Source organism: Pseudomonas graminis (assembly GCF_900111735.1).
Lineage (GTDB): Bacteria > Pseudomonadota > Gammaproteobacteria > Pseudomonadales > Pseudomonadaceae > Aquipseudomonas > Aquipseudomonas graminis.
The window spans coordinates 1-25,046 of the sequence record NZ_FOHW01000037.1; the positions used below are offsets into that span (position 1 = coordinate 1).

The following is a 25,046-nucleotide window of genomic DNA, read 5'->3' on the forward strand; positions in this document are numbered from 1 at the left end:
GCAAACCTCCGCAGCCGCCGCAAAAATATTCCCAATCGCGGCCTGAGGGTCGTAGGCCCAAAGATCGCCTGCGGCATGAACCAACTGCTCCGCCTCACGCAAATCAGCCTTGGCGTTGAGGTCCGGCTTGACCAGCTTCTCCAGACCATCAGCGATCTGAAAAAGTACGCCTTCCCCAAGCTTGCCCGCATCCTCGAGAATTCCGGGAAGCTTGCCCTGCGCCTGGCTCACAAAGTCATCAAGGGTCCCAACGATGGTGGCATTCAGATGCCCGATCAGAACCTCGATCAGCGCATCCCCCAACACCATCTTCCCGGCCTGACGCATCTCCTGACGCACCAGAAACAGCATCGGTCGCAAGGTCATCCGCGCTGCCGCCATGCCCGGCGGGATGGGGATCATGCCGATCAGATTGATGCCCAAACTGACCCAGTCCAGAGGGTCACGCTTGTCACTGGTCGCAAGCCGGACAATGTCATTCAGCGCATCGACCAGCGCCATGATGTTGCCTACGACGGGAAGTCCACCCGCCACGGTCTTGATCCGCTCAAGCGTGACCACCCCGCCGCTGATCTCTTGCAGCCAGGCATCGAAACTGGCCGTACCAAGACCAACGTCTTCAACCTGAATCAGATCAAGCGGAACAACCGCCACTTGAGGTTCGCGTTTCTCTCCACCAACGGGCAGATTTAAGGGGGTCGCCAAGGATGCTCTCCGTGCTCAAAAAACCATCCGAAAAGGCGTGAATGCCAATTCGGGGGCTACGGAAATATCAAGGGCTGTGCCAGCTACAAATTAACCAAACAAAAACAAAAGCTTAAGAAATAAAACGATAGGTTTTAGCGAACGCTAAACCCGAAACCCCATAAAAAGTGCGCAAGAAGTTGCGCACCCCTGCGCAACTTCTTGCGCACTCGTCTGCAGGCCAGAGAAGACGTGGCTCACAGCGCAGAAAGCACCCTGGAACTCACAATCGACTGCGCAACTTCTTGCGCAGTCGATCCCGCGACCTTCCCGTGGGAAGGGAGGCAAGCAAGCGCAAAAAAAGGCGTTGCCCGCGAGGGCAACGCCTTTTCTTTTGATCAAAAATCGATCAGGGCTGAGCGGGTTTCAACACGATCTTCGCAGGCTCAGTGCGCTCGATTTCACGCTGCATCTGCAACTCGAAATCGGGGTTGATCTTCGTCACGCGCTTGGTCAGCAATGTCGCCAGCCAAGGGTAGTCGTCTGTGCGCGGCACCTGCACGATAACGTCGCAGTTGAACGCTGTGACGTCTTCAGCGATGTCACTCAACTGACGGCGCAGCTGCTTCATGTCCCCAAGCTTCAACTCAATGGTCGTGCTCTCGGCGCTCGGGTCGATCACCTTCGCCTTGCGCTTGGCTTCGGCAGCGCGCAGATCGGCTTCAGCCTTTTCCAGCTCGGCTTTGCGGGCGTGGGCGATAGCACCGTTCACGCCACTGGTCAGCGCCGGGGCCTTAGGCATCAGGGCGCGAGCGCGGCTGAGCGCAGTAGCGGCAGCATTCATGTCGCCTTTTTGCAGCACGATCTGACTGCGGCTCAAATACGCCTCAGCCAATTGGCGCTGGTATTGCTCGAGTCGGGGATCGTCCGGGGATTTGCTTTGCAGCGCCGCCAATTGATCTTCGGCGGTTGCCAGCTCACTGCTGGCGATGTTCTGTTCCAGCTGCTGATAGGCATCGGGCGCAGCCACAGGTGCGGGCTGCTCGACGGGCTTGCTCTGGCAAGCGCCCAACAGGACGGAAAATGCAGCAAGCAGCAGATAACGGGATGCGAACGGCTTCATTCCTGCGATTCTCTATTTGCGCAAAAAACGAGCAAGTCTACACACAACTGACTTGCACCGAAAATAACTGATCACTATCGGTGGGCGCGCAAGGAGTCATTGCACATTGCCGCCATTCGATTATTGCCGAGTATGACTCTACCCGCCACCCAAGGTTCTACCGCTTGGGCAAAAGGAAACTGAGTAGAAACAAGGTTGCCGCCGAGACCACGATAGACGGGCCTGCCGGGGTGTCCTTGAACCAGGACAGCGCCAGTCCCGCGCACACCGCAATCACGCCAATGACGCTTGCACCCAGGGCCATTTGCTCTGGCGAACGGGCGTGACGTTGTGCCGCAGCGGCGGGGATGATCAGCAGCGAGGTAATCAACAACACCCCGACGATCTTCATGGCCACTGCGATGACCACGGCAATCAGCAGCATCAACGTCATGCGCAGGGTCGCCACCGGCAGACCTTCGACGGTCGCGAGCTCTTCATGCACGGTGATCGCCAGCAGCGGCCGCCATAGCGCACAGATCAACACCAGCACCAATGCGCTGCCTGCGAGAATCCAGGCCAGATCGTTCGGGCTGATGGCCAGCAGGTCGCCGAACAGATAGCCCATCAAGTCGATGCGCACATCGCGCATGAAGCTCAGCACCACCAGGCCCAGCGACAAAGTGCTTGGCGCGAGAATCCCCAGCAGTGTGTCGGAGGCCAGCGGTTGGCGCTGCTGCAGGGTCACCAGCAAAACCGCCAGCAGCAGGCAGCCCACGGTCACGGCGATCGTCGGGCTGATGTCCAGCAGAAAGCCCAGGGCCACGCCGAGCAGCGCGGCATGGGAGAGCGTGTCGCCAAAATAGGCCATGCGCCGCCAGACCACGAAAGACCCCAGAGGACCTGCCACTACCGCTAACGCGAGGCCTGCGAGCAAGGCGTAAAGAAGAAAATCAGCCATGCTTGCAGCTGTCCCCGTGGTCGTGAGTGTGGGTATGGACGTGGTCGTGAGTGTGGGTATGGACGTGGTCGTGAGCCGGGGCGGGTTGGCAGACTTCGCCATGCAGGTCGTGGGCGTGATCGTGATGATGGTGATAGATCGCCAGGCTCGGCGCGTTCAGGCCGAACAGCTCCACGAAAGCGGGATCGTTACTGACCTGCTCGGGGTGACCGGAGCAGCACACGTGACGGTTTAGGCAGACCACCTGATCGGTGGTGCTCATGACCAGATGCAGGTCATGGGAAACCATCAGCACGCCGCATTGATGCCGGTCGCGCAGCTGAGTGATCAGCGCGTACAGCTCGGCCTGCCCGGCCACGTCAACGCCCTGCACCGGCTCGTCGAGCACCAGCAGCTCCGGCTTGCGCAACAGCGCTCGCGCCAGCAACACGCGCTGCATCTCGCCACCGGAAATCCCTTGCAGCGGGCTGTCGATGACCTTCTCGGCGCCGACCTCGATCAGCGCCGCCCGCGCGGTCTCCCGATCAACGCCGGGGACCAGACGCAGGAAACGCAGGACCGACAGCGGCAGCGTGGCGTCGATGTGCAGTTTTTGCGGCATGTAGCCGACACGCAGTTTCGGCTTGCGCCAGATTTCGCCCGAGTCAGCCTTGAGCAGCCCGAGAACGGCGCGCACCAGAGTGGTCTTGCCCGCGCCGTTTGGGCCGATCAGGGTGACGATTTCGCCCGAGCTGACGCTCAGCTGAATATGTTCCAGCACGCTCTGGCCGGCGCGGGTCACGCTGACGTCCTTCAGGCGAATCAGTGCATCGCTCATCAGGCGGCCTTGCACCCGGCACACACGCCGACGACTTCGACGGTTTGGGCTTCGACGTCAAACCCGACCTCATTGGCCGCGTCGACGATGGCCGAGCTGATGCTGCCGTGCTGCAACTCGATGGCAGCGTGGCACTCGCGGCAGATCAGAAATTGACCCTGATGCGCATGGGTCGGGTGGTTGCAACCGGCGAAGGCGTTCAATGACGCGATGCGGTGCACCAGGCCGTTTTCCAGCAGGAAGTCCAGCGCGCGGTACACCGTAGGCGGTGCGGCGCGGCGGCCATCTTCTTCGCTGAGCACGGCGAGGATGTCGTAGGCGCCCAGGGGTTTGTGGCTCTGCCAGACCAGTTCCAGCACGCGACGACGCAGGGCCGTCAGGCGCAGGCCTTTGCCCGCGCACAACGTGTCGGCTTCAGTGAGCGCACTGTGCACGCAGTGAGAGTGATCGTGGGGGCGACTGGCCAGGGGTGTTTTAGACATGAGCGGCGACGGCCTTTGAGAGAGACGTTATTATGTTACCCGTTCCTGCCCCCATGAGTGGTTATCGTGTCCCGACTTTTTTTACTTTTTGTCGTATTTATTACCGGTTTTTCAACCATCACTGCCGCCGAAGCCAGCGTCCGCGTCTTGACCAGCATCAAGCCGCTGCAGCTGATCGCCGCGGCTGTACAGGACGGAATCGCGGTGCCGGAAGTCCTGCTTCCGCCGGGCGCATCCCCTCATAACTACGCGCTGCGACCGTCCGACGTACGGCGCGTGCAGGAAGCCGATCTGCTGTACTGGATCGGCCCGAACATGGAGACATTCTTGCCTCGCGTGCTGTCCGGGCGCAGCAAGGCGTCAGTCCCGGTCGAATCGTTGCCGGGCATGCACCTGCGCCATTTCACCGCCAGCACCGAGCACCATGATGATGACGAAGATGAGCATGACCACGATCACCGGCCGGGCAGCGTCGATGCGCATTTGTGGCTGTCGTCAGTCAATGCGCGGGTGATTGCGGCAAAGATGGCCGCTGACTTGAGTCAGGCCGATCCGGCCAATGCGGCGCGCTATGAGAGCAATGTGAAGGCCTTCGACGCGCGCCTTGACGCGCTGGACGCTCAAATCAAACAGCGGGTCGCCGGCATTTCAGGCAAGCAGTATTTCGTGTTCCACGAGGCGTTTGATTATTTCGAAGAGGCTTACGGGCTCAAGCATGCGGGCGTATTTGCCGTCAGCAGCGAGGTTCAGCCCGGTGCCCAGCACGTCGCCGCCATGCGCGCACGACTGACGGAGTTCGGCAAGACCTGCGTGTTCAGCGAGCCACCCCTCCGCCCGCGTCTGGCCGACACGCTCAGTGCCGGTTTGCCGGTCAAACTGGCAGAACTTGACGGATTGGGCGGTTACACGCCCGCCACAGCCCGAGGTTACGAGCAATTGCTGAGCAAGCTGGCGGATGATCTGGCGGGGTGTCTGGAGGGTTTGTGACGCAGTCGTAACACCTGTAGGAGCGTGGCTTGTCCCGCGTTCTGCCGCGCAGCGGCAGCAAACCGGACAACGCGTCTGTACTGACAGTCCGCATTACCGGTTCACGGCTGCTATGCAACCGATCGCGGGACAAGCCACGCTCCTACAGTGGATATGCGTAGGCTGATATGACCTACAACGCAAACGGCAACGGAATATGCGTCTCCTGACGCTGTTCCAGGCGTTTACGGAATTCGTCCGGGTCATGGATCAACACGTCCTGCCCGGCGAAGCTTTCGGCGGCGATCAGGCGTGACAGCCAGAAGCGCACGCAACCGACACGCAGCATTGTCGACCACAGCTCGGCTTCGGCGGCGGTAAACGGCCTAAGCGCGGCGTAGGCACCCAGAAACGCCCGGGCTCGCGGCGCATCAATAGTGCCGTTCTCAAACGAGCACCAGTCATTCACGGCAATCGCCACGTCGTACAGCATCGGCCCGGAACAGGCGTTGTAGAAGTCGATCACCCCCGTCAGGTGGGTGCCTTCAAACAGCGTGTTGTCGCGGAACAGGTCGGCGTGCAGATTGGCTCGCGGCAGCGCCATGATGCTCGCCTTGCGCCGTTGAATTTCCTCTACAGCCTTGGTCAGCAGCGCGCCCTGCGCGTCGTCCAGGTGAGAGATGAAATTGCCGCCCTCCTCCAGCATCCAGTCCAGACCACGGTCGGTTTTGCGTTCGATGGTCTGGCTGCGGGTGGCCATGTGCATGTGCGCCATGAACTCGCCAATCTGCACGCAATGCTGGGTGTTGGGCTGGGCCGGATGCTTGCCGGACAGACGCGGTTGAAGCAGCGCCGGTTTGCCTTTCAGCTCGCGCAGGGCCAGACCGTCAGTGGTGCGCAGTGCGTAGGGCACGGGCAGATTGGCGTCGTGTAGAACATCCAGCAGCTCGATAAAGAACGGCATTTCCTGAACCGGACCGCGCTCGACCAGAGTCAGCACGAATTCACCCTGCTCCAGGCTGATGAAGAAATTGGTGTTTTCACTTCCAGCGGCAATGCCCTGAAAATCACGCAGGGCGCCAAGTTCGTACGGGGCGAGAAAAGCTTCCAGCTCGGGCCGAGCCAGGGGAGTAAAAACGGACATAGAAGACTGCCAGCAAAAGAGTGAATGTAGGGCGTTACCAGCTGAATAGTACCCATTGGGGTATCAGCATGTCCGGTTGATCCGAACGGATGAATTGACCACTTGTGCCATCGGCGCGCACCAGATAATACGGCTTGCCGTGTTTGGGCGTGATCTTCACGGCGTACACGAATCCGTTCGCACGATACTCCTTGATGAAGCCATCGCTGTCCTGACGAATCGTCACATCAGGCTCTGCCGACGGCGCGTCATCTTCCGCCGCGACCGCCAGCCACGGACAGGCAAGCAACCCGCCGAGCAGTAACAGGCGATTCAGCGCGCGCATGATAACCTTGTCCCTTTGTCGTCAACGGTCCGCGCATTCTAGCGCCGACCCCGCCGAAAAGGTTGATCTTGCACATGAGTCTTGCGCCCCTCGTCCTGGTGGACGGTTCTTCTTATCTATACCGCGCGTTCCATGCGCTGCCGCCGCTCATGACCTCCAAAGGCCTGCCCACCGGTGCGGTCAAGGGCGTGCTGAACATGCTCAAAAGCCTGCGCAGGCAGTATCCCGAAAGCCCGTTTGTCGTGGTTTTCGATGCCAAGGGCGGAACGTTCCGCGACGCGTTGTACGGCGAATACAAAGCCAACCGCCCAAGCATGCCGGACGACATGCGCGTGCAGATCGACTTCCTGCACAACTGCGTGCGAGGCCTTGGTTATCCGCTGTTGTGCGTCGAAGGTGTGGAGGCCGACGACGTGATCGGCACACTGGCGCGCAGCAGCGCTGCCGCCGATCGTCCGGTGGTCATTTCCACCGGTGACAAGGACATGGCGCAGCTGGTTGACGGTCACATCACGCTGGTCAACACCATGACCGGCAGTGTGCTGGACGTCGCCGGCGTGAAAGAGAAATTCGGCGTCGGCCCGGAACACATCATCGATTACCTGGCGCTGATGGGCGACAAAGTCGACAACATTCCCGGCGTACCCGGTGTCGGTGAGAAAACCGCAGCGGGTCTTTTGGTGGGCATCAACGGCGGCCTGAAAGAGCTTTACGCGAACCTCGACAAAGTGGCAGCGCTGCCGCTTCGTGGCGCCAAGTCCCTGCCGGCCAAGCTCGAAGAACACAAGGAAATGGCCTTCCTGTCCTACGAGCTGGCGACCATCAAGATCGACGTACCGCTGGACATCGAGCTCGACGCCTTGCACTGCGGCGAGCCTGATCGTGAGGCGCTGATGGCGCTTTATACCGAACTAGAATTCAAGAGCTGGATCACCGATCTGCAGCGTGACGCCCGCCAGGAAGGGGCGGAAATCGTCCCTGCTGCCGAGCCGGCGCCGATCATCGAGGCAAAGTACGAGCTCATTCTTGAGCAGACCCAATTCGACGACTGGCTGAAGAAGCTCAACGCCGCGCAGTTGTTCGCTTTCGTGGTGCAGAGCAATGGCACCGACGCCCAGCGCGCGCAGATTGTGGGCCTGTCGTTCGCGATCAAGACCCACGAAGCCTGTTACATCCCGCTCACCCACTCTTATATGGGCGTGCAGCAACAACTGGATCGCGACGCTGTGCTGAAAGCGCTCAAGCCCGTCATGGAGGACGCAAGCAAAATCAAGGTCGGCCAGCACGCCAAGTTTGCGATCAACCTGCTGGCCAACTGCGCCATTGATGGTGACCAGAGCCAGGGCATCAACGTGCAGGGCGTCAAGTTCGACACGATGCTTGAATCCTACGTGCTCGACTCCACTGCGACGCGTCACGACCGTGACAGCCTGGTCGCCAAGTACCTGGATCACACACCGGTCAATTTTCAGGACATCGCGGGCAAGGGCGCAAAACAGCTGAGTTTCGACCAGATCGCACTGGAACAGGCCGGCACCTATGCAGCTGAAGAGGCGGACCTGACGCTACGCCTGCACGAGGTGCTGCAGGACAGACTGGCGAAAACGCCGAGCCTGGCGCCGGTGCTGAACGACATCGAAATGCCGCTCATGCCTGTCTTGGCGCGCATCGAGCGGCAAGGTGCACTGGTCGATGCCAATCTGCTGGGTAATCAGAGCGTAGAGCTGGGCAACAAAATGACCGAGCTTGAGCGCGAAGCGTTTGCCATCGCCGGTGAAGAATTCAATCTCGGCTCGCCCAAGCAGCTTGGGGTGATTCTCTACGAAAAGCTCGGCATGCCGATCATCAGCAAGACCGCCACCGGCCAGCCGTCCACGGCTGAAGCGGTGCTCGCGGAACTGGCCGAGCAGGAATATCCGCTGCCGAAGGTGCTGATGCAGTACCGCTCGATGAGCAAACTGAAGAGCACTTACACCGATCGCCTGCCGGAGCAGATCAACCCGCGCACCGGGCGGATCCACACCTCCTACCATCAGGCGGTGGCGGTGACCGGGCGTCTGTCTTCCAGCGACCCGAATCTGCAGAACATCCCGATTCGGACCGCTGAGGGGCGTCGCATTCGTCAGGCGTTTGTTGCGCCGCAAGGCTATAAGTTGCTGGCGGCGGACTACTCGCAGATCGAGCTGCGGATCATGGCGCATCTGGCCAAGGACGAAGGCTTGCTGCACGCCTTCCGTAACGACCTGGACGTGCATCGGGCGACAGCGGGCGAGGTGTTCGGTGTCGAACTGGCGGACGTGACCAACGACATGCGCCGCAGCGCCAAAGCGATTAACTTCGGTCTGATCTACGGCATGAGCGCGTTTGGGCTTGCCAAGCAGATTGGTGTCGATCGCAAGCAGTCCCAGGCGTATGTGGATCGCTATTTCGCGCGCTATCCCGGCGTGCTGGATTACATGGAGCGCACCCGTGCGCAAGCGGCGGAGCAAGGGTACGTCGAGACCATCTTCGGTCGTCGCCTGTACCTGCCGGACATCAACGCGAAGAATCAGGCGCTGCGCAAAGGCGCCGAGCGCATGGCGATCAACGCACCCATGCAAGGCACGGCGGCTGACATCATCAAGCGGGCGATGGTGGCGGTGAATGGCTGGCTGGACGCGTCAGGTCTGGATGCTCGCGTCATCCTCCAGGTTCACGATGAACTGGTGCTGGAAGTGCGTGAGGATTTGGTCGAGCAGATCAGCAAGGACATCCGCGTACACATGAGCGGCGCTGCCGAGCTGGATGTTCCGCTGCTGGTCGAAGTGGGTGTGGGGAATAACTGGGACGAGGCGCACTAAAGTGCTTTGGCGTTCCGATTCTGTGTGGAATCGGAACCGCGCCCCCCATTAAATTTCCGCCGGTTTTGAACTTCGGCGGACAAACTCCGGTCTGAGTTTTCGAATGGCTGACGTAGCCGTTCATGCTCCTATGTTGTGTTAAGTGTTGGCAGATATCCGGACCCCTCCCGAGAGGTCTGGACTTGGACCCCGAACTTCCCCTCCCCACATGAAGTCCGGGGTTTTTTTTGCCTGCGATTCAGGCAGCCGGTGCCTTGTCTTCCAGCTCCATCCAGTCCGCCAGCACGGTGTAAGCCTCTTCCAGGCCCATGCGTTTGGGTGCCGAGAACAACTGGATGGTGATGGCGTCACCCCAACCGCGATGGATTTCCGACTGGACTTTGAGCAGCGTGTTTTTCGCCGCGCCGAAGGTCAGCTTGTCGGCTTTGGTCAGCAGAATGTGCATCGGCATCCCGCTGGCGATGGCCCAGTCGAGCATCAGCAGATCGAAGTCAGTCATCGGGTGGCGGATGTCCATCATCAGGATCAATCCCTTCAGACTTTCACGGCCGCCCAGATAGGCTTCGAGGTGGCGCTGCCAGTGCAGCTTCAGCGGAATCGGCACCTTCGCGTAACCATAGCCAGGTAAGTCGACCAGACGGCGGTCGTCGTCCAGGCTGAAGAAGTTCAGCAGCTGGGTACGGCCCGGAGTTTTCGAGGTGCGCGCCAGGCTGGCGTGGGTCAGGGTGTTCAGCGCGCTGGATTTACCGGCGTTGGAGCGGCCGGCGAACGCGACTTCAAAGCCTTCGTCATCCGGGCATTGGTCGACTTTGGCAGCGCTGAGCATGAACTTGGCTTGTTGGCACAGGCCGAGAATAGGGTTTTTGAGTTGCATGGGATATCCGGTGAGGGCGTTGCGGCGTGCGCGGCAACGGGGTGTCTTTTTCCGTTCAATGGGCGCGAGTATATAATGCCGCAGATTTTCATGTGTGCCTTGTCCTGCCCCCGCAAGGGTGTTGCCGACGCGAGAACCCGTTTGGCGCGTAGCCTCAGACGTACAGAAACAGGCCGCTTCCCCTCAAGACAGTCATTCCTGAAGGCGACACTTTCAGCCGCATCGGATCAGTCCATGAACGTATTTCTGTCGAGCCTGCTGTTGATCTTGAGCCTGAATGGCTTCGTGCAGGCCGCTGACTCCCCAGTGGGCGATCCGGCTGCTGGCCAAGGGAAAACGGCTGTCTGCGGCGCTTGTCATGGACCCGACGGCAACAGCCTGGTGCCCAACTTCCCGAAACTCGCCGGCCAGGGCGAGCGCTATCTGCTCAAGCAACTGCACGACATCAAAGACGGCAAACGGGTCGTGCTGGAAATGACTGGACAGCTTAATCCGCTCACGGATCAGGATTTGGCCGACATCGCTGCTTATTACGCCGGTCAGAAAGGCAGCGTTGGCGCTGCTGATCCCACTCTGGTCATCGGTGGCGAAGCGTTGTTTCGCGGCGGCAAGCTCGATCAGGGCATGCCGGCCTGCACCGGCTGTCATTCCCCCAGCGGCACAGGCCTTGCTGCGGCAGGCTTTCCGCGCTTGGGCGGGCAGCACGCCAATTACATCAAGAAACAGCTCACCGCCTTCCGCGAAGGTGAACGCACCAACGACGGCGACACGCAGGTCATGCGCACCATCGCCGCGAAGCTGAGCAACAGGGATATCGAAGCACTCGCGGCATTCATTCAAGGGCTGCAATGAGCGTCAGGACAGCGATTGCTGACGGACACGGTTGGTAAAACAAAATGCCGGCAGACCTGCCCGGACGGGCCAAAAAGGGTAGCGAACGGCTGCCCTTTTTTGTGGCCGCAGGCGTTACACTTGCGAACTCATATCACCTCGGCCGGTCGAACTGCCGCCACCGAAGTGACCTTCCATGCCCAGGAGTTAAGCATGCGTAATCTGATTCTCAGCGCCGCTCTGATTTTTACCAGCCTGTTCGGTCTGACCGCTCAAGCAGCAGAGCCCATCGAAGCCGGCAAGCAATACGTCGAGCTGAAAAGCGCTGTTCCTGTTTCCGAGCCGGGCAAGATCGAAGTCGTCGAAATGTTCTGGTATGGCTGCCCGCACTGCTACGCCTTCGAGCCGGTCATCGATCCATGGGTCGAAAAACTTCCCGCTGACGTCCACTTCATCCGCGTTCCGGCCATGTTTGGCGGCCCTTGGGACGCTCACGGCCAGCTATTCATTACCCTCGACACCATGGGCGTTGAGAAGAAAGTCCACACCGCCTTGTTCGACGCCATTCAGAAGGGCGGCAAACGTCTGACCGACCCGAACGACATGGCTGAGTTCGTCGCCACCCAAGGCGTGGACAAGACCAAGTTCCTCGAAACCTTCAACTCGTTCGCTGTGAAGGGCAAGATCGCCCAATACAAGGAATTGGCCAAGAAGTACGAAATCACTGGCGTTCCGACCATGATCGTTAACGGCAAGTACCGTTTTGACCTGGGCACTGCCGGTGGACCTGAGCAAGCGCTGCAAGTGGCCGATCAGCTGATCGCCAAAGAACGTGCGACGCTGACCGCCAAGTAAGGGCTGACCATGGCGCGCTGGGGAACTACTGAACGGGTCGTTGCCCGGCACACGCCGAAGGTCAACGAGCATCATCTTCACGACACAGGGTTGCCGGCCGACGGTCGGCTTCGCCTGCTCAGTTTCAACATCCAGGTGGGCAACAGCACCGAACGCTACCGGCACTACCTGACCCGGGGGTGGCAGCACCTGCTGCCCCACAACGGGCGAGCCGGGAACCTGCAGAAGATCGGCGATCTGCTGCGCGACTATGATCTGGTCGCCTTGCAGGAAGCCGATGGCGGCAGTATGCGCTCGGGCTATATCAACCAGGTTGAACACCTTGCCCAGCTCGGTTCGTTTCCGTACTGGCATCAGCAACTCAATCGAAACCTCGGACGCCTCGCCCAGCACAGCAATGGCGTGCTCAGCCGTTTGCGTCCGTGGGAAATCGAAGACCATCCGCTGCCAGGCCCCGCCGGGCGTGGCGCTATTCTCGTTCGTTTCGGCGAAGGTCCCGATGCGCTGGTCGTGGTGGTCATGCACCTGGCACTGGGCGCGCGGACCCGTACGCGGCAGCTCGCGTACATTCGCGAACTGATTGGCGGCTATCGCCATCAGGTGCTGATGGGTGACATGAATACCCATGCCAATGACCTGCTGCAAACATCGCCATTGCGCGATCTTGGCTTGCTTGCACCGCAGATCGAGGCGACTTTCCCCAGCTGGCGTCCCCAGCGATGCCTGGACCACATCCTCCTGAGCCCGACCCTGACCCTTGAAAAAGTGCAGGTGCTCGCTCATCCCATTTCCGATCATCTGCCCGTCGCGGTGGAGATTCGCTTGCCGGCCTCATTAATCGGTGACTCGCTGCCGATAACAAGCACATCTCCTCGCGGACCTGTGGAATGACCGACGACGCGCAGCGCTGGAAAGAAAAGTACCTCAAGAGCATCGAGCAGCAAGACAAACTGGAGCGGCGCTGGAATGCGCGGCTCGACTTGCTGCGGCGAGGCCTCGTGCGCAGCAGCCTGGCGGCCGAAGGTGCTGACAAGGCGGTTGATGCGTGCATGAAGGAAATGCGCGAGATCGTTCGCAAGGACGATATGGACGCAGGCCTGGCTGCCTTGATTCCGCGCCTGGAAAAAGCAGTGCTCGACTCCGAACAGCGTCGCGAGCAGCGCGTCGAGCAAATGGGTACGGCGTTGACGTCATTGGTCGCACAGTTGCAGGCGTTGCCGTTGCCGAAGGACGTCAGCAAGCCGCTCAAACGATTCGCCAAGAGCCTGGAAGATCGCATTACCCAGGCCCGTGAGCTGCCGCTGCTGTTGAGTGAGTTGAGCGGACTTCAAGGGCAGGCGCTGTCGCAGATCGAACACCCGGATGAAGCGTCGCGCCCGGGTTTCCTACAGCGATTGTTCGGCAGTCACCGTGAGGCTGGCAGCGAAGGTGATGAGTCAGCCCCGTTGCCCCATCCAGTTAACGAACCGGCCGGGGTGCAGGCTTCTGATGATGCGCCGCAGCATTCATCCGCCGTACCGGAGGCTGCCCCAGAGAACACCGAGCTGGAGGCGGAACTTCGCAGCACCGTCCCGCCGGCCCCTCAGCCTGTCGCCCAAGAGCCCGAGCGCGCCATCCCGACGCCCCACCCGGGAGTTGCAGCCCAACCGGTAATGTCCGAGTCGGAGCTCGAGCTCGAGCCCGTCCCGGCCCCGGCCCAGACAGACGAAGAGCCCGAAGCATCGCTCCGCACCGCTGACGCCACTGACGTCACGCAGCCCCTAGCCGATGAGGCTCCAGCCGAAGAAGCAGCAGAGCCTGCGGCTGACGCGCCCTCTCCCGACACTGAAGAGACCGACGAAACCGTCGCTATTACCGACGACATCGATATCCTCGCTGAAGACGACGAGCCTGACGAGACCGCCGCCGAAGAAGACGGCCCCTACGCTCTGCCCTCTTCGCCCGAGCCAAGTTACAGCTCCGTCGCCGCCCACATCGAAGACACTTTGCTGGGTCTGCTCGATGAACTGACGCTACCCGAATACCATCGCCCGCAAGCCGAGGCCATGCGCGCCCGGCTTGAACATGGGCTGAACTGGTATGAGCTGCTGCCGATCCTCGACGATCTTGCTGTGCTGATGCTCGCCATCACGGACAGCGGCCAGCATGAATTCGAAGCCTATCTCAAACAGCTCAACGAGCGCCTCGAGTCCTTCCAGAGCGGCTTGCAGGCAGCCAGCGAAAACCATGCCGACCAGCAATCTGCGTCGCGGCAACTGGACCATCAACTCCGTGAGCACGTCGATGACCTGCAAACCAGCGTGCAGCAGGCGGCCGACCTCGACAGCTTGAAGCACGTGCTGGAGAGCCGTCTCGAGGGGCTGATTGGTACCATGGATCATCATCAGCAGCAGCGCGATCAGCGCGAGCAGGAAGTCGCCGCCCGCTTGCAAGCCCTCTCCAGTCGGGTGGCGACGATGGAGCAGGAGGCGTTGGGCTTCCGGGTTCATCTGGAAGAACAACGGCAAAAGGCGCTGATCGATACGCTGACAGGCCTGCCAAACCGCGCGGCATGGAATGAGCGGCTGGAGCATGAGATCGACCAGTTGCAGAGGAAGCCCTCAAGCCTGCTGCTGGGCATTCTCGATCTGGATCATTTCAAGCGCATCAACGACGGTTACGGCCATTTGGCAGGTGACAAGGTTCTGAAGATCATCGCCGGCCAGCTCCGAAAGCGGTTGCGGGCTTCGGATTTCATTGCGCGTTTTGGCGGGGAAGAGTTCGTGATCCTGCTGCCGACCACGCCCATGGATCAGGGGTTGGCGCTGTTGGAGCGTCTGCGTGAGGGCATCGAACAGTGCCCGTTTCACTTCAAGGGCGAACGGGTGACGGTCACGGTTTCCATGGGCATCACGCTGTTCGCGCCGGGTGAGCGCAGCGACGTCGTGCTCAAGCGCGCGGACCAGGCGCTGTATCGCGCCAAGCATGAGGGGCGGAACCGGATCGCGCAGGGTTGAACGGTTGGTGTGGCCGGTGCGCGGGGATGATGCATTTTTGAATGCACCGCCGACGTTACGTTACACTGTTGCATTATTTGCCTACACGTCGTGCCGCCATGAAGTCTATTTCCGCTCTATTTCTGCTGTTGCTGCTGACCGCTTGCAGCAGCGGCCCGAAGATCGACACCAGCCACCCTTCCGTCAATTTCGACAGCCGCGTGCAGTTTGTGGTGGTTCATTACACCTCTGCTTCCCTTGATCGGTCGTTGGCATTGTTGACCCACGGTGAGGTCAGCGCGCACTACCTGATCGGCGACGGTCCGGCCACCACCTACAAGCTGGTAGACGAATCCCAGCGCGCGTGGCATGCCGGTGAAAGTGAATGGGACGGGCGCACGTGGCTCAACTCAAGCAGTATTGGCATCGAGATCGTCAATCCGGGCTACCGCGACACGCCAACGGGCCGGCTGTGGTATCCGTACAGCGAGGCGCAGATACAGGCGCTGATCGTGCTGCTCAAAGACATCGTCAAACGCAATCACATCGAACCGCGCCACGTGATTGGCCACAGCGACATCGCACCTTTGCGCAAGCTTGATCCGGGGCCTTTGTTTCCGTGGAAGCGGCTGGCCCAGGAAGGGCTGGGAATCTGGCCGGATGAGCAGCAGGTTGCACAGCGTCAGACCCAGATGATGGGCGTCGTGCCAAATATTGTGTGGTTCCAGCAGCAGTTGGCGCTGCTGGGCTACCCGACGCCGCAGACCGGAGAGCTGGACATCGCAACACGTCACACGCTGGCTGCGTTCCAGATGCACTACCGACCACAAAAATTTGACGGTGAGCCAGACCTACAAAGTGCAGCTATGCTGCAAGTACTTAACATCAGGCACTAAATTCCCCTAATTGTCGGTTTTTTCCGGGCTATTTCTGAGCGTGTTGCTATACATCAGTGGTTATGGAAATCCCACCATCTGGATGACTGTCAATGTTCACGGCGACGCCGCGACTGCGCTCCTTCCTTTACCGTCCCTGGCTTCTGGCACTACTGGCCGCGCTGCTAAGCGCGGCCGTCTTGCTGGCGGGCAGCTTTGGTCTGGCGATGCATCAGGCCCGACAGGACGAACGTGCGCAAATGAATGCACAGGGCGAGCGCTTTCTGGTGCGGCTGGAGCAGTTGTTCGGCCAGTTGAGGGCCGGGCTCGACCAGCTTGAAGCGCAGCCGTTGCGCAGTTGCAGCCCCGGGATGATCGAGCAGTTGCGTCAGGTGAACTCGCGCTATCGATTTATCTACGAGGCCGCGTACGTCACTGAAAGCCAGTCCTGTTCCAGCTGGACGCGTCAGAGCCTGATTGGCAAGCCCAGGCCGCCGGACATTCGCGGCCCCACGTATGATTACTGGCTAAACACCTCCACCCAGCCTGACGACAACCTCGCTTCATTGATGCTGGGGCGGGGGGAGTTCCGTGTTTCCACCTCCCGCGGTCACCTGACGGATGTGGTCGACCTGCCTGCGGGCGGAAGTCTGGTGGTGGTGCTTGATCGTGGCTCCAAGGCAGTCCCTGTCCTGGGCCCGGCTCAGATGTGGCCGCCCACGCCGGACTGGTCGCCGACCTCCACCGAAACGCTGATGACCACCCAGGACAAACTCGTCTACCGAATGCCGACCCAGAGTCCGGAATATCAACTGGTCCTCATCACGCCGCGCAGTGCCTTGCAGCAGAAGATCACCGGTGCATGGTGGCTGCTGGTCCCGGCCAGCCTATTGATTTCGTTGTTCATCGGCATTCTCGTCCTGCAACTGGTGCGTCAGCGTCAGTCGCTGGGCGGCGAACTGCACGGAGCGCTCCGGCGAGGCGAGCTGAAGGTTTTGTATCAGCCCATCTTCGACCTCAATACCCGGCTGTGCGTGGGCGCTGAAGCCCTGGTGCGATGGCGACGACCGGACGGCACGCTGACCAGCCCTGACCTTTTTATTCCGCTCGCAGAAAACACCGGGCAGATCCGTCAGATCACCGACTTTGTGCTTCAACAGCTGCTTGAACAGCTGGGCCAGCTGTTACGCGCCAATCCGCACCTGTACGTGTCGGTCAATCTGGCGGCGTGCGACGTTATGGCGCCACGCATCGGCCGGGTGACGGCGAAGCTGCTGGCGTTGCACCGGGTGGCGCCTCGGCAGATTGCGTTTGAAGTCACTGAACGCGGCCTGGTGGATGTGGTGGTCGCGCGCAACCATCTCCAGGCGCTGCGCGATCGGGGCCATCAGGTGCTAATCGACGATTTCGGCACCGGCTATTGCAGCCTGGCGTACCTGCAGACATTGCCGGTGGATTGCCTGAAGATCGACAAGGCCTTTATTGACGCCCTCGGTCATGATGCGGCCAGCAGTGGCGTGGCGCCGCACATCATCCGCATGGCCCATGCGCTGCAATTGCGGGTGATCGCTGAAGGGATAGAGTTTGAGTCGCAGGCAATGCTGCTGAAAAGCGAAGGCGTGATTTATGGTCAGGGCTGGCTGTTCGCCCGGCCGCTGAGCGCGACCAAGTTTACTGAGCTGGTGACCGGCGGCCGCCGCAGCGCCGGGCGTCGTGCGGATGATGTGGCGTAGCGCAGCAGGCCCCTTCTACAGCGGCAGCGCCATATAGAACTGCGTGCCCTGCCCCGGTCGGGAGTAGACGCCCATGCGCCCGCCGTGCAACTGAACGATTTCCTTGCACAAAGCCAGCCCCAGACCCGCGCCGCCTTTCTTTCGTCCAACCTGAACGAACGGCTCGAAGATCCGGGCCTGCTGACCGTAAGCAATACCCTCACCGTTGTCTTCCACGCTGATGATCAAGCGCTCGCCATGACGTCTTGCCTGCAAGCGGATCAGTCCTGATCTCGGGGTATGGCGCAGGGCATTATCGAGCAGGTTGTCGAGCACTCGGTCCAGTTGCGCTTTGTCCGCCTGTACCCGTGGCAGTGGCTCCTGGGTTTCCAGCAGCACCATGACGTCCTGATCGTGGGCGATGTCGGCAAAGCGCTGACGCGCCGCTTCGAGCAATTCGTTGATGTCACAGGGCTCGAGCGTCAGCTTTTGCAATCCGTTCTGATAGCGGGAGAAGTTGAGCAGGTCGTTGATCAACTGCATCAGGCGCTGCATTTCTTCGTTAACGGTGTCGAGCAGGTCCTTTTCACGCGAGTCCGGCGGGAAATGCACGCGCTCCTGAAGCAGACCGAAGGCCATGTGCATGCCGGTGACGGGCGTTCGCAGCTCGTGGGAAGCGCGCAGCACGAACTCGCTGCGTACGCGTTCGAATGCCCGCTGCTCAGTGACGTCGTGCAGCACCATCACGGCGCCAACGATGTGCCCCTTGGTATGGCTGACCGGCGTGAGGCTGTAGGTGAGCAGGCGGACTTCGCCGTCGATCTCGATTGAGAGGTCATCGGGCGCACGTTCCAGCGTGCCTCCGCGCAACACCAGATACAGCTGCTCGTCCAGTTCCGGGCGCTGCAACGCTTCACCGAGCCCCTGTCCCAGGCGACTTTCTTCCCAGCCCAACTGTCGTTGCGCGACCGGGTTCAAGTGTTCAAGCCGCCCTTGGCGATCAATCATCAGCAAGCCGTCGTCGATGCTGTCCAGCACCGCCTGCAAACGCTGCTGGCCAGCGAGCAACTCATCGACGTTGGTTTTCTGATGCTGACGCAATGCGTCGGCCATCATGCCGAAACGGTGGGTAAGCAAATTCATTTCGTCCGAAGAGGACGTGGGCAGCGTGACGTCGAAATCCCCTTGGGCAATGCGGTCCGCCGCCTTGGCCAACTGCTCGATGGGGCCGCCGAAACGTCGAGCAATGCCGTGGGCGGTGACGAAGCCGATAACCAGCACCGCCAGCCCCACCAGTCCCAGTAGCGCCGAGACCCAGAGCGCCCGCGATCTTGAGGCGCTTTCAGCCTCACTGATGTTCACCAGCGCCTGGCGGTGGGCGTCGAGCAGACCATCGCGCAACGTGTTGAACGCCTCCGTCACGGCCTCATTGTCGCGGATCGCGCCACCATGCTCGCTGGATTGCTCGATCGTTTTGACGAAACGTGCGTAATTCACCCGGGCCGTTTCGAACCCGCTGGGAACGCCGGTTTGCTGATCATGATCAATGCCCTGATCGAGCAGATTCTGGAACTGTTCCTGATTGCGCTTGATCGCCGCCTGATCGGGACTGTCCTTGAGCATCATGACCAGTTGATCGCCAAGGTTCTGTCGCAGCTTCAGGCCGATATCGAGGGTGATGAAGTTGTGCCGAATCGATGATTCCTGAGATTTGGCCATCTGCATGACGCTGACGAGCCCCAGCACCAATCCCAGCAGGGCGACGGTGATGAGAGCTGAAATACTCAGAAAGAGTCGGGTGCGCAACTTCATCGCAAACATCATCGGCGCCCTGTCACAGGTTGTACTGCTTACGTTTTCGGTAAAGCGTCGAGGCGTCGATGCCCAGCGTGCGTGCAGCCTGATCCAGCGTATCGCTGGTGGCCAGTACCGCGCCGATGTGGGCTTTCTCCAGCTCGTCCAGACTCAACGCTGCACCCACGCGCGGGGCATTGTTGACCGGCTGCTCGGCCATGCCGAGGTGCGTGATTTCGACTTTTTCCTGCGGGCAGATAATGCTCGCCCGCTCGATCACGTTACGCAGTTCACGGATGTTTCCGGGCCAGCGGTAGTTGAGCAGCGCGCTGCGCGCCTGTTCGCTGAAGCCACGCGCCGGACGGCTGTATTCCTTGACGAAGCGCGCCAGGAAGCGGTCCGCCAGCGTCAGGATGTCTTCGCTTCGCTCGCGCAAAGGGGGCAGATTCAGGGTGATCACGTTCAGGCGATACAACAGGTCTTCGCGAAAACGTCCTTCGCGGACCATGTCTTCGAGGTTCAGGTTAGTCGCCGCGAGAATGCGCACGTCGGCGCGACGGGTGACCGGGTCACCGACACGTTCGTATTCCTTGTCCTGAATGAAGCGCAGCAGTTTTGGCTGCAGCGTGAGCGGGAAGTCGCCGATTTCATCGAGAAACAATGTACCGCCGTCTGCCTGATTCACCCGGCCGAGTGTGCTTTCGCTTGCACCGGTGAAGGCACCGCGGCTATGGCCGAACAGTTCGCTTTCCATCAACTCGGCAGTCAGCGATGGGCAGTTGATGGTCACGCAGGCCTTTTTCGCTCGCTTGCTCCAGCCGTGAATCGCCCGCGCCAATTCACCTTTACCCGTACCGGATTCGCCGAGGATAAGAATGTTGGCGTCGGTGTTGGCGACCTGGCGGGCAGTTTCGAGGATCGCCATCATCGATGGGCTGTGGGAATCCAGGCCGTCCTTCGGTTTGCGAACTTCGCCTTCAAGGGCTTCGAGTCGCGCGGACAACTGGCGGACTTCGAGCTGCTTGGCGGTAGCGAGGCGCAGCTGATCCGGGCTGCAGGGCTTGACCAGATAATCGGCAGCGCCGGCCTGGATTGCGTCCACGGCGGTGTCAACGGCCGAGTGGGCGGTAACAATCACCACGCGCATCCAGGGTGCCTGCACGCGCATTTGCGCCAGCACATCGAGCCCGTTGTCCTCACCCAGACGCAGGTCGAGGAAGCACACGTCGAATACCTGGCGCTGCAACAGCGCCTCTGCCTGCGCCGCGCTGTTGGCGGTGGCTACGCTGTAGCCCTCGTCTTCCAGGCAATAACGGAAGGTGCGAAGGATGGCGGATTCATCATCCACGAGCAGAATACGGCCCTGATTCTCAGCGGCTGCTTCCATTTTTCCTACGCTCCTTAATGAATAGTCTGTGTTAGTCCCGGAAACATCGGGCAAGTTGCATGGTTCATTCTGATTGATTCTTTACGCTGCGTGGTAGCGATGTTCTGAAAAAAGCCATGATGCGCTGATCCACGACAGGCCACCTCCATTAACCATCGGCCCGAATCCCCATGCAGGGAAAATCAGGCCGCTCCGAACATCTGGGCGAAAGACCAGTCTGTCCAGAGGTACCTTTTTGCAATTGTCTGGAGATTCCCATGCCCACGTTGAAGAAGATCGCCCTGGCCATCACCACCGCCAGCGTGCTCGGACTGACTCCCGTCATCGCCCACGCCGCAGCCGCCGATCTGCCGACCCAGTTGGCCGAAGCGCGCCAGGAGGGTTCGATCTGGACCGCCTTTGCCCTTAACCGGCATTTGAGCCCGTTCAAGATCAGCGTGGACGTAGAACAAGGCACTGCAATCCTTAAAGGCAAGGTCGAGAACCAGGTAGACAAGGATCTGGCGTCGCAGATAGCGGGCGACATTCAGGGGATCAACAAGGTCGACAACCAGCTTGAGATCGACCCGCAGGTCGCTGCCGATCCGGGCACCAAAGCCACCATGGCCCAGCGCTTCGACGACGCGACGCTGACAGCAACCATCAAATCCAAGTTGCTGTGGAACAGCGTGACTGAGGCATTGAACATCGACGTCAGCGCCGCTCAGGGGGTTGTCACCCTCAAGGGGCAGGCGAAAGACGCGGATGCCAAGCAACTGGCCGGAAGCCTGGCCACCAACACGGACGGCGTGACGGAGGTGAACAACCTCATCAGCGTCAGCGCGCGGGATACACAGGCCATCAAAGAGCAGAGCGAACTTCAGGCCAACGCCGTTCGCGAGGAATTCAGCGACGCATGGATCACCAGCAAGGTGAAATCCAGCCTTATATATAGCCGCACCCTCGACGGCTTGAACATCAAGGTGGAGACCAAAAACGGTGTAGTAGCGCTGGACGGTGTGGTGGCCAACTACGCCGAGAAAGAACTGGCGGTCGAGATCGCGCGAAATATTCGTGGGGTCAAAGGCGTCGATGCCGACACCTTGCGCGTCACGGCTCGTAGCGCGGGGTAGACCGATAGTGGCGGTCGGGTGACGGGTGTCAGAAGAGATTCGGCATCTGGAATGAATTCGGCCGCCTGGGTGGTGTCAGGCGTTTCGTGCATTCCGCACGATGGCAAATGTTCAATCGTGCAGCATGCGTGTACGACCCTTCTGAACATGATTCATAACCTATTGATTTATAAGGATTAACTGGTTCACAACAAGCTGGCACACAGCGTGCAATATTCCTGATAACAAAGGCCCGAACAGACGGCCGACAAGATTGCCAGGAGTCAGCTGAATGAACGCTCAACATCTCGCCAACAAACTGCGTATCTCCCCTCTGCATATGCAGCAAGGCCTGTTTGCCAGTCTGGCGCTGATGATTACGCTCATTGTTGTACAGCAGTTCAATCACTGGAATCAGAATCATGAAATGACTCAGGTTCACTACTCCCACGCTCAGACTGCACCGTTTGCCAAGGCAAGTGCGTTGAAGGCCTCGGACGTTGCCCTGAGCATGCAAGTTGATGATGCGGCCGCTACTAATGATGAAGCGCCGCGTCAGCAAAGCTGGGTTTTCTGATCCTCCGGGTCGAAGACGCGATCTACCCCGAGGGTCATTCCGACGCCTCGACGTAGCAAAAAATCAATAAACAGTAAGGAGATTCACCATGTTGAGTTGGGCAATCACATTTCTGATCATCGCTATCGTTGCAGCCGTCCTTGGTTTTGGTGGTATCGCAGGTACTGCTACCGGCATTGCCAAGATCCTGTTCGTGGTCTTCCTGGTTATGTTCGTGGTGTCGTTCTTCTTTGGCCGTCGCGGCCGAGGCTGAGTATGGGCTTAAAGCATTTCCATGCATTGACATTGGCGCTCCTTGGGAGCGCCAGCGTTACAGCCATGGCGGCCAACGACGGTCAGTCTCGGGCGAACGAGCTTTTGAGCTCTGATCCCGAGTACCGTGAAACGTGGTCGAGCATAGTGAAGAAGGAAGAGCGACTGCCCGATTGGGTGATCAATCTCTCCGGATCCGCTGAGCAGATGAATGCCGTGACCGAAGACGGCGACAAGTATCTGATCGGGCCGCTCTGCGAGACCCAAGACACTTGCCGCAATAAGCGCCTCATTGTCGCGTTCAGCCTGGACAAGTCCCATGCGTACGCCATGTTGGTCGAAGTGCCAGCGGGACTTCCCGCAGACAAATCGCCGACGCGTCATGCGGACTACCGGTTTTTGGGCAAGCCAGATGAAGGCATGCAAGGCCTTCTGAAAGAACAGCTCAAGAAAGATCCAAACTGGTACTGATTCGAATGATGGGAGACCTGTCCCTGACAGACCTTCCTGATAGACGCGCAGCCCGAAGACGGTGCGCGTATGACCAAGGGGCCGGGGCGTTACGATCAAGGGAGTGATTGAAGCGTCCTAGGTGTACAAGGAGTACTCTCACGCGTGGGCCGGGTCAGGCAAGCCGCAACGCAAGCCCTCTGTCCAATTCGGTTCCGCCGTTATTCGACAGTGGACTTGCGAGGCGCAAACAGTCTCAATTTCCCTTAGGGTCTAAAGGCCCTCATGCGTCCTACATAGCCTCTTCCCCTTTTCCTACGACCGTATATCGCCAAAAAACCCCCGCTTAAATGGCGTGTTGGCCATCCGTGGCCAGTCTGTCCTATTCCCATGTCGCTTCGTGTAAATCCTCTACAGACGACGTATTAGCCAGTTCTCAGCATTCTCGTGTGCAGCAAAAGCGCCCTCTTTTAGCGCATCCCCCTGTAAGTGATTGATTTGCATCATGCTGATTCGGCATAGGGTAGTCATTTACGGCATTAGACGATGGCGGTCACCGTGGGAATAGTTGCGCCTTTTTCGCCTGCTCAGAGCTCGGATGCTCGCCTGCGGCCACTTACGAGACAGTCCTGACGGCGACCGCGGCGTCGCGCTTGCTGGCAAGCGCAATGATGAACGTGTGGTTGGGGGATGTCCCGGCAATGACAACAAGGTAATGACATGAAGAAGGCAAAACTGAGCCTCGCCTGGCAGATCCTCATCGGCCTGGTTTTGGGGATCGCCATCGGCGCCGTCCTGAACCATTTCGGCACCGAAAAAGCGTGGTGGATCAGTAATATCCTGCAGCCAGCGGGCGACATCTTCATTCGCCTGATCAAAATGATCGTTATCCCGATTGTGATTTCTTCTCTGGTCGTCGGAATCGCAGGCGTTGGCGACGCCAAGAAGCTCGGCCGTATCGGTCTGAAAACCATCCTCTATTTTGAAATCGTCACCACAATTGCGATTGTTGTAGGTTTGCTGCTGGCCAACGTCTTCCACCCCGGCACTGGTATCGACATGAGTACGCTGGGCACGGTGGACATCTCGCAGTACGAGAAAACCACCGCTGAAGTCCAGCATGACCATGCCTTTGTTGCGACGATCCTTAACCTCATCCCGTCCAATATCTTCGCGGCCGTTGCCCGTGGCGACATGCTGCCGATCATCTTCTTCTCGGTGTTCTTCGGTCTGGGCCTGTCGAGCCTGAATGCGGAAGTGCGTGATCCTCTGGTGAAGGTTTTCCAGGGCGTTTCGGAGACCATGTTCAAGGTCACCCACATGATCATGAACTACGCGCCAATTGGTGTGTTCGCACTGATCGCCGTGACCGTCGCCAACTTCGGCTTCGCCTCGCTGCTGCCGTTGGCCAAGCTGGTGATTCTGGTGTACGTCGCTATCGCCTTCTTTGCCTTCGTGGTGCTGGGCCTGATCGCGCGTTTGTTTGGCTTCTCGGTACTCAAGCTGATGCGCATCTTCAAGGACGAACTGGTGCTGGCCTACTCCACCGCCAGTTCCGAAACCGTGCTGCCGCGCGTGATCGAGAAGATGGAAGCGTACGGCGCGCCGAAGGCCATCAGCAGCTTCGTGGTGCCGACCGGTTACTCGTTCAACCTCGATGGCTCGACGCTGTATCAAAGCATCGCAGCGCTGTTCATCGCGCAGCTTTATGGCATTGATCTGTCGATCGGCCAGCAGTTGATGCTCGTGCTGACCCTGATGGTGACCTCCAAGGGCATCGCCGGTGTACCGGGCGTGTCGTTTGTGGTGCTGCTGGCAACCCTGGGCAGCGTGGGCATTCCGCTGGAAGGCCTGGCGTTCATCGCTGGCGTCGACCGCATCATGGACATGGCGCGCACCGCGCTGAACGTGATCGGCAACGCGCTTGCGGTGTTGGTGATCTCCCGCTGGGAAGGCATGTACGACGATGCCAAGGGCGAGCGCTACTGGAACTCCCTGCCCCACTGGCGTGGCAAGGACCCTCTACCGGCGGGTCAATCGACGGTCGAGTAA

General features: G+C 59.8%; 21 protein-coding genes and 3 pseudogenes. 13 read left to right on the forward strand and 11 right to left on the reverse strand.

Translation table 11 applies throughout. The annotated features are described in order from the left end of the window. The 5 genes and pseudogenes from BMY98_RS21695 to BMY98_RS21715 form a co-directional block, all read right to left on the reverse strand. A pseudogene (locus BMY98_RS21695) lies at window positions 1–705 on the reverse strand (RHS repeat-associated core domain-containing protein); the annotation flags it as partial. A gap of 388 nt (window positions 706–1,093) precedes the next feature. Beyond that, on the reverse strand, window positions 1,094–1,807 hold the full coding sequence (locus tag BMY98_RS21700) for a PA5502 family lipoprotein (protein ID WP_074892442.1): 714 nt from the start codon (window positions 1,805–1,807) through the stop codon (window positions 1,094–1,096). A gap of 157 nt (window positions 1,808–1,964) precedes the next feature. Next, on the reverse strand, window positions 1,965–2,747 hold the full coding sequence (gene znuB / locus BMY98_RS21705) for a zinc ABC transporter permease subunit ZnuB (RefSeq protein ID WP_074892443.1): 783 nt from the start codon (window positions 2,745–2,747) through the stop codon (window positions 1,965–1,967). Then, entirely contained in the window at window positions 2,740–3,564 is an 825-nt protein-coding gene (gene znuC, locus BMY98_RS21710; RefSeq protein ID WP_074892444.1) for a zinc ABC transporter ATP-binding protein ZnuC, read from the reverse strand. Before znuC ends, znuB begins: the two co-directional genes overlap by 8 nt. Continuing rightward, on the reverse strand, window positions 3,564–4,046 hold the full coding sequence (locus BMY98_RS21715) for a Fur family transcriptional regulator (protein WP_074892445.1): 483 nt from the start codon (window positions 4,044–4,046) through the stop codon (window positions 3,564–3,566). The genes znuC and BMY98_RS21715 overlap by 1 nt, the downstream gene beginning before the upstream one ends. Before the next feature lie 57 nt (window positions 4,047–4,103). On the opposite strand from BMY98_RS21715, the gene BMY98_RS21720 reads away from it, so the two are divergent. Beyond that, the gene (locus tag BMY98_RS21720; RefSeq protein WP_074892446.1) at window positions 4,104–5,033 is read left to right on the forward strand and encodes a zinc ABC transporter substrate-binding protein ZnuA; all 930 of its coding nucleotides are present in this window, start codon (window positions 4,104–4,106) and stop codon (window positions 5,031–5,033) included. A gap of 172 nt (window positions 5,034–5,205) precedes the next feature. On the opposite strand, the gene BMY98_RS21725 is transcribed toward BMY98_RS21720, so the two are convergent. Then, window positions 5,206–6,156: a homoserine kinase gene (locus BMY98_RS21725; protein ID WP_074892447.1), complete on the reverse strand. Its 951-nt coding sequence runs from the start codon at window positions 6,154–6,156 to the stop codon at window positions 5,206–5,208. Window positions 6,157–6,190: 34 nt separating this feature from the next. Further along, entirely contained in the window at window positions 6,191–6,481 is a 291-nt protein-coding gene (locus tag BMY98_RS21730) for a DUF2782 domain-containing protein (protein ID WP_074892448.1), read from the reverse strand. 74 nt (window positions 6,482–6,555) lie between these two features. Here BMY98_RS21730 and polA point away from each other — a divergent pair, with 74 nt between their 5' ends. Continuing rightward, a complete protein-coding gene (gene polA / locus BMY98_RS21735) occupies window positions 6,556–9,321 on the forward strand; it encodes a DNA polymerase I (RefSeq protein ID WP_074892449.1) in 2,766 nt (921 codons plus the stop codon). A 238-nt stretch (window positions 9,322–9,559) separates the two neighbouring features. Here the strand turns inward: polA and yihA are convergent, their stop codons facing one another. Continuing rightward, on the reverse strand, window positions 9,560–10,195 hold the full coding sequence (gene yihA / locus BMY98_RS21740) for a ribosome biogenesis GTP-binding protein YihA/YsxC (RefSeq protein ID WP_065987940.1): 636 nt from the start codon (window positions 10,193–10,195) through the stop codon (window positions 9,560–9,562). A gap of 234 nt (window positions 10,196–10,429) precedes the next feature. On the opposite strand from yihA, the gene BMY98_RS21745 reads away from it, so the two are divergent. From BMY98_RS21745 to BMY98_RS21770, 6 genes are all read left to right on the forward strand, one after another. Next, window positions 10,430–11,047, forward strand: coding sequence for a c-type cytochrome (locus BMY98_RS21745; RefSeq protein ID WP_074892450.1), 618 nt, complete (start codon window positions 10,430–10,432; stop codon window positions 11,045–11,047). Between the two features lie 192 nt (window positions 11,048–11,239). After that, on the forward strand, window positions 11,240–11,881 hold the full coding sequence (locus BMY98_RS21750; RefSeq protein ID WP_074892451.1) for a thiol:disulfide interchange protein DsbA/DsbL: 642 nt from the start codon (window positions 11,240–11,242) through the stop codon (window positions 11,879–11,881). A gap of 9 nt (window positions 11,882–11,890) precedes the next feature. After that, complete coding sequence (locus BMY98_RS21755) at window positions 11,891–12,772, forward strand: endonuclease/exonuclease/phosphatase family protein (protein WP_074892452.1); 882 nt, start codon at window positions 11,891–11,893, stop codon at window positions 12,770–12,772. After that, on the forward strand, window positions 12,769–14,877 hold the full coding sequence (locus BMY98_RS21760) for a GGDEF domain-containing protein (RefSeq protein WP_074892453.1): 2,109 nt from the start codon (window positions 12,769–12,771) through the stop codon (window positions 14,875–14,877). Before BMY98_RS21755 ends, BMY98_RS21760 begins: the two co-directional genes overlap by 4 nt. Window positions 14,878–14,975: 98 nt before the next feature. Then, entirely contained in the window at window positions 14,976–15,752 is a 777-nt protein-coding gene (locus BMY98_RS21765) for an N-acetylmuramoyl-L-alanine amidase (RefSeq protein ID WP_074892454.1), read from the forward strand. 92 nt (window positions 15,753–15,844) lie between these two features. After that, on the forward strand, window positions 15,845–17,464 hold the full coding sequence (locus tag BMY98_RS21770) for an EAL domain-containing protein (RefSeq protein ID WP_074892455.1): 1,620 nt from the start codon (window positions 15,845–15,847) through the stop codon (window positions 17,462–17,464). A gap of 15 nt (window positions 17,465–17,479) precedes the next feature. Here BMY98_RS21770 and BMY98_RS21775 read toward each other — a convergent pair. The 3 genes and pseudogenes from BMY98_RS21775 to algB all read right to left on the reverse strand — a co-directional run. Further along, window positions 17,480–18,859, reverse strand: a pseudogene (locus tag BMY98_RS21775) (sensor histidine kinase); the annotation flags it as partial. Further along, window positions 18,848–19,267 (reverse strand): annotated as a pseudogene (locus BMY98_RS28195) (KinB sensor domain-containing domain); the annotation flags it as partial. The pseudogenes BMY98_RS28195 and BMY98_RS21775, both read right to left, overlap by 12 nt. A gap of 10 nt (window positions 19,268–19,277) precedes the next feature. Beyond that, complete coding sequence (gene algB, locus BMY98_RS21780) at window positions 19,278–20,624, reverse strand: sigma-54-dependent response regulator transcription factor AlgB (RefSeq protein WP_037017110.1); 1,347 nt, start codon at window positions 20,622–20,624, stop codon at window positions 19,278–19,280. Window positions 20,625–20,881: 257 nt separating this feature from the next. On the opposite strand from algB, the gene BMY98_RS21785 reads away from it, so the two are divergent. The 5 genes from BMY98_RS21785 (at window position 20,882) to gltP (ending at window position 25,046) form a co-directional block, all read left to right on the forward strand. Then, complete coding sequence (locus BMY98_RS21785) at window positions 20,882–21,736, forward strand: BON domain-containing protein (protein WP_074892457.1); 855 nt, start codon at window positions 20,882–20,884, stop codon at window positions 21,734–21,736. Window positions 21,737–22,007: 271 nt separating this feature from the next. Next, window positions 22,008–22,292: a hypothetical protein gene (locus tag BMY98_RS21790; protein ID WP_074892458.1), complete on the forward strand. Its 285-nt coding sequence runs from the start codon at window positions 22,008–22,010 to the stop codon at window positions 22,290–22,292. Between the two features lie 88 nt (window positions 22,293–22,380). Further along, entirely contained in the window at window positions 22,381–22,545 is a 165-nt protein-coding gene (locus BMY98_RS21795) for a DUF1328 domain-containing protein (protein ID WP_002555679.1), read from the forward strand. A gap of 2 nt (window positions 22,546–22,547) precedes the next feature. Further along, window positions 22,548–23,015, forward strand: a complete 468-nt coding sequence (locus BMY98_RS21800; RefSeq protein ID WP_074892459.1) for an inhibitor of vertebrate lysozyme family protein — start codon at window positions 22,548–22,550, stop codon at window positions 23,013–23,015. 699 nt (window positions 23,016–23,714) lie between these two features. Continuing rightward, a complete protein-coding gene (gene gltP / locus BMY98_RS21805) occupies window positions 23,715–25,046 on the forward strand; it encodes a glutamate/aspartate:proton symporter GltP (protein WP_074892460.1) in 1,332 nt (443 codons plus the stop codon).

What these genes read in the sequence shown, in the direction of transcription:
- BMY98_RS21785 (WP_074892457.1), top strand. Translation starts at nt 20,882, where the DNA reads ATGCCCACGTTGAAGAAGATCGCCCTGGCCATCACCACCGCCAGCGTG.
- BMY98_RS21795 (WP_002555679.1), top strand. Translation starts at nt 22,381, where the DNA reads ATGTTGAGTTGGGCAATCACATTTCTGATCATCGCTATCGTTGCAGCC.
- znuB (WP_074892443.1), bottom strand. Translation starts at nt 2,747, where the DNA reads ATGGCTGATTTTCTTCTTTACGCCTTGCTCGCAGGCCTCGCGTTAGCG.
- BMY98_RS21715 (WP_074892445.1), bottom strand. Translation starts at nt 4,046, where the DNA reads ATGTCTAAAACACCCCTGGCCAGTCGCCCCCACGATCACTCTCACTGC.
- BMY98_RS21800 (WP_074892459.1), top strand. Translation starts at nt 22,548, where the DNA reads ATGGGCTTAAAGCATTTCCATGCATTGACATTGGCGCTCCTTGGGAGC.
- BMY98_RS21770 (WP_074892455.1), top strand. Translation starts at nt 15,845, where the DNA reads ATGTTCACGGCGACGCCGCGACTGCGCTCCTTCCTTTACCGTCCCTGG.
- BMY98_RS21750 (WP_074892451.1), top strand. Translation starts at nt 11,240, where the DNA reads ATGCGTAATCTGATTCTCAGCGCCGCTCTGATTTTTACCAGCCTGTTC.
- BMY98_RS21755 (WP_074892452.1), top strand. Translation starts at nt 11,891, where the DNA reads ATGGCGCGCTGGGGAACTACTGAACGGGTCGTTGCCCGGCACACGCCG.
- BMY98_RS21700 (WP_074892442.1), bottom strand. Translation starts at nt 1,807, where the DNA reads ATGAAGCCGTTCGCATCCCGTTATCTGCTGCTTGCTGCATTTTCCGTC.
- BMY98_RS21725 (WP_074892447.1), bottom strand. Translation starts at nt 6,156, where the DNA reads ATGTCCGTTTTTACTCCCCTGGCTCGGCCCGAGCTGGAAGCTTTTCTC.
- gltP (WP_074892460.1), top strand. Translation starts at nt 23,715, where the DNA reads ATGAAGAAGGCAAAACTGAGCCTCGCCTGGCAGATCCTCATCGGCCTG.
- BMY98_RS21730 (WP_074892448.1), bottom strand. Translation starts at nt 6,481, where the DNA reads ATGCGCGCGCTGAATCGCCTGTTACTGCTCGGCGGGTTGCTTGCCTGT.
- polA (WP_074892449.1), top strand. Translation starts at nt 6,556, where the DNA reads ATGAGTCTTGCGCCCCTCGTCCTGGTGGACGGTTCTTCTTATCTATAC.
- BMY98_RS21760 (WP_074892453.1), top strand. Translation starts at nt 12,769, where the DNA reads ATGACCGACGACGCGCAGCGCTGGAAAGAAAAGTACCTCAAGAGCATC.
- BMY98_RS21745 (WP_074892450.1), top strand. Translation starts at nt 10,430, where the DNA reads ATGAACGTATTTCTGTCGAGCCTGCTGTTGATCTTGAGCCTGAATGGC.
- znuC (WP_074892444.1), bottom strand. Translation starts at nt 3,564, where the DNA reads ATGAGCGATGCACTGATTCGCCTGAAGGACGTCAGCGTGACCCGCGCC.
- algB (WP_037017110.1), bottom strand. Translation starts at nt 20,624, where the DNA reads ATGGAAGCAGCCGCTGAGAATCAGGGCCGTATTCTGCTCGTGGATGAT.
- yihA (WP_065987940.1), bottom strand. Translation starts at nt 10,195, where the DNA reads ATGCAACTCAAAAACCCTATTCTCGGCCTGTGCCAACAAGCCAAGTTC.
- BMY98_RS21790 (WP_074892458.1), top strand. Translation starts at nt 22,008, where the DNA reads ATGAACGCTCAACATCTCGCCAACAAACTGCGTATCTCCCCTCTGCAT.
- BMY98_RS21765 (WP_074892454.1), top strand. Translation starts at nt 14,976, where the DNA reads ATGAAGTCTATTTCCGCTCTATTTCTGCTGTTGCTGCTGACCGCTTGC.